Origin of the sequence: Corynebacterium sp. ACRPE, from assembly GCF_022347435.1 — a bacterium.
Taxonomy (GTDB): domain Bacteria; phylum Actinomycetota; class Actinomycetes; order Mycobacteriales; family Mycobacteriaceae; genus Corynebacterium; species Corynebacterium tuberculostearicum_D.
In genome coordinates this window covers 1-2,557 of sequence record NZ_JAKRNA010000047.1, presented here as the reverse complement: position 1 = coordinate 2,557, position 2,557 = coordinate 1, and the positions used below count along the sequence as shown (strand labels likewise).

Here is a 2,557-nt window from a genome sequence, read left to right as displayed (position 1 = left end):
TATCAAGTGGCCCTAGCGGTGGTTATACTTAATGGCCTGCTTTACCTGACTCACCACTTACTTGGTGATCCTGTCGTACCTGGTTGGATCACACCTGCTATTCCACTGCTGACGCTTTATGTGCAATCTTTCCCAGAAGGCGCGGAGGGCATTTGGGCTCTAATCAGTTTCCAATTTTTGCTCGGAATATTTTCTTTAACGCTAGAATTTACCGGCTGGGCGGCGAAAGTAGTGCGCTTAATCCCCTCGGGTACGCGGTCCGGCATTGTACTTGGTGCAGGCATTGCGGCCCTCATTTCCGTATTCGAGGAAGGCGAGAAGTCCAGGTCGTCCCTCCATTAGTTCTTGCTGTTCACGAAATCCAATTGCCCGACTCTCGACCACTTTGACCACATGCGTCTAATTTGAGAGTTTGGTTAATAGAATTCATCAAGCTGCATTTGACTACCTTAATAGGGTTCTCCGTCATCCAACCTTACTTTTAGTCCAAACGATCCAACTTTTTAATCCTTAACTTTAATGCCAATACCTCCGACCGCCAGATATCCACAGGTTCAGCGGAAGAATATTTATACATAAACAAGATGAAAATGTCGACTGGTGATTCCAAGGGAAGCAGGCCTAATGTATTCTCCCACGGCTCCTGCACAGCCTAGGTGCAAAGGGCTCCCAAATTCCCTGGCGCTAGTACCTTGTCTTTCATCTTCAAGAGCCCTTTTCCGTTACCTCTAAGTCGATCTTTGGTCCTACACAAAAGGACGGCACTGAAACCAAATCATTTCACTGTTGTCAGCTAACAATCAGGCCCCTACGCCCGTTAGATATTGTTTCTATTGATCTTATCGTTGAACAACTCAACTAGAAACTTGGTCAATTCAAGTGATAATTGAGAGTTCTCGAGTGCTTTCGACACAGTCATATTTTCACTAACTCCATGGGCAATACTATTCCGAGATTTTACCATCGCGTTCAGCGTCGATTTTCTTGGTGGGTTTCCCTCTTCTAAGAAGTGACGAAGTTGCTCTTTCAGCGAACTGTCAAATACTCCAAGTCTTTCGATAAGCGTATCTGCTTTTACGTTTCGCCCCTTAAATAGCCCCTGCTCGATGAAATTAACAACCGATGGAGAGGCTTGAGCCTTAGCAAACTCCCGAATTACAGTTTCTACCACCAACTCAATATGCCCAGTAGCACGTAAAGAAAGGTAGCGAGATAAATACCCTTCCACAAGATCGCGATCACTAAGTGAATCGGATGGGTAAGAAGGTAAATTTAACAGATGCTCCCTTTGTTCCTTTAACCAATCTCGACTTTGCTTCAGTTCGTGAGTTGGCCAACTATGCTTCCAAGGCATCACAATTGCCCATCAATGCTTCTTGAGCTCTAGAGAGTCGCTTTCGCACTTGTTCTTCATCAGCCGTAGACCGTGAGATTGCCTCTTGGAATTCCCGATCCTCTTTTAGGGTGTGGATCCTAGATGCGACCACTTCACCATCGACCTCTGGATACTTGTTTAGCAACCTCATTACTGCAACGACCAAAGCTTCTGTCAATGCTTGGTTAACCTGGCCAGAAGGACGAATAACGTCTGAACCTACTGTATCGGCCAAAAACATAGTTGCCTTACAAAAAAGTTCTTGAGCATTGTGTAATTCTTCACTTTGAGCATCTTGAAACTCATCCATAAATATATTCAAGAAAGACTTCAGTGGCCGCCGATAGTTGCCACTTCGAAGATAAAAGGCGAGTATGCGCAGAACCAATTCTTGGTCACGCAACCGTTTCGCGGGCGCACCGAAAAGTTTTCTCCATCCTGAACTTTGGTTCAGGCTTTCGAGAAGCTCGACAAGAGGGCCAGCGTAAAGTGCGACCCTTATCTCGTGTGCTGCTAATTGCGTTCCTCCCGAGTTTAGCCGCTCGAAAATATTATAAATCGCCTGCATAGAACTGGACGGTGAACTTGCATCAAGGATTGTGGCTTGGATAGGGGTATCGTCGAGTTGACGACACGCAGATCCGTCAAGCGAACGGTAAGATTCCCCTTTAAATTGTTTTGCAACATTTTGAAGCTTAAATTCTCGCCCGTTATGGATCCCTTCGTAGAATCGTTTTAACGTGACAAGCCTCTGTTGGCCGTCCAAAACCAACATCCGACGGTCTCTTTGCCGAACCAAAAATATTCCAGGCACTGGGTAACCAAGCAATAGAGATTCAATAAAACGGTCCATCTGCGCCTTAGACCATACAAAATTTCTTTGAAAGCCCGCAGATTCTACATCGGGATCATTATTTCCAAAATTCGGGATCTTGATGCTTCCCTTTTGAAAACGTCGTACCAAACCATCAACGTCAAAATCTTGACCATAATAAGAGATCTCATCAACGGAATCAGCCGACTCCACTGTGTCTCTGATTTCGCTCTCGTTGAGGGAGTTGTTTGCAAACTCGTTCTCCATATATTCCATATATTTGAGGATAGTACTCATTGCTCCCGTTCGCTCCCTGTCCTCTCACGAATTTTGATCCTGAAGATTTCCACTTTTGCGAATTTTCCGAG

At 45.2% G+C, this 2,557-nt stretch carries 2 protein-coding genes and 1 pseudogene; 1 reads left to right on the top strand and 2 read right to left on the bottom strand.

The features are described from left to right. Positions 1-342 (top strand): annotated as a pseudogene (locus MHY13_RS11990) (hypothetical protein); the annotation flags it as partial. Positions 343-817: 475 nt separating this feature from the next. On the opposite strand, the gene MHY13_RS11985 reads toward MHY13_RS11990, so the two are convergent. Both MHY13_RS11985 and MHY13_RS11980 read right to left on the bottom strand, forming a co-directional pair. Further along, the gene (locus MHY13_RS11985) at positions 818-1,354 is read right to left on the bottom strand and encodes a HEPN domain-containing protein (RefSeq protein ID WP_239283237.1); all 537 of its coding nucleotides are present in this window, start codon (positions 1,352-1,354) and stop codon (positions 818-820) included. Then, positions 1,338-2,486 carry a DUF262 domain-containing protein gene (locus MHY13_RS11980; RefSeq protein ID WP_239283236.1) on the bottom strand — a complete coding sequence of 383 codons (1,149 nt, stop codon included), beginning with the start codon at positions 2,484-2,486 and terminating at the stop codon, positions 1,338-1,340. Before MHY13_RS11980 ends, MHY13_RS11985 begins: the two co-directional genes overlap by 17 nt. Positions 2,487-2,557 lie beyond the last annotated feature (71 nt).

Bases quoted from the DNA above. Each gene is read 5' to 3' on its own strand.
- MHY13_RS11985 (WP_239283237.1), bottom strand. From the start codon at position 1,354: ATGCCTTGGAAGCATAGTTGGCCAACTCACGAACTGAAGCAAAGTCGA.
- MHY13_RS11980 (WP_239283236.1), bottom strand. From the start codon at position 2,486: ATGAGTACTATCCTCAAATATATGGAATATATGGAGAACGAGTTTGCA.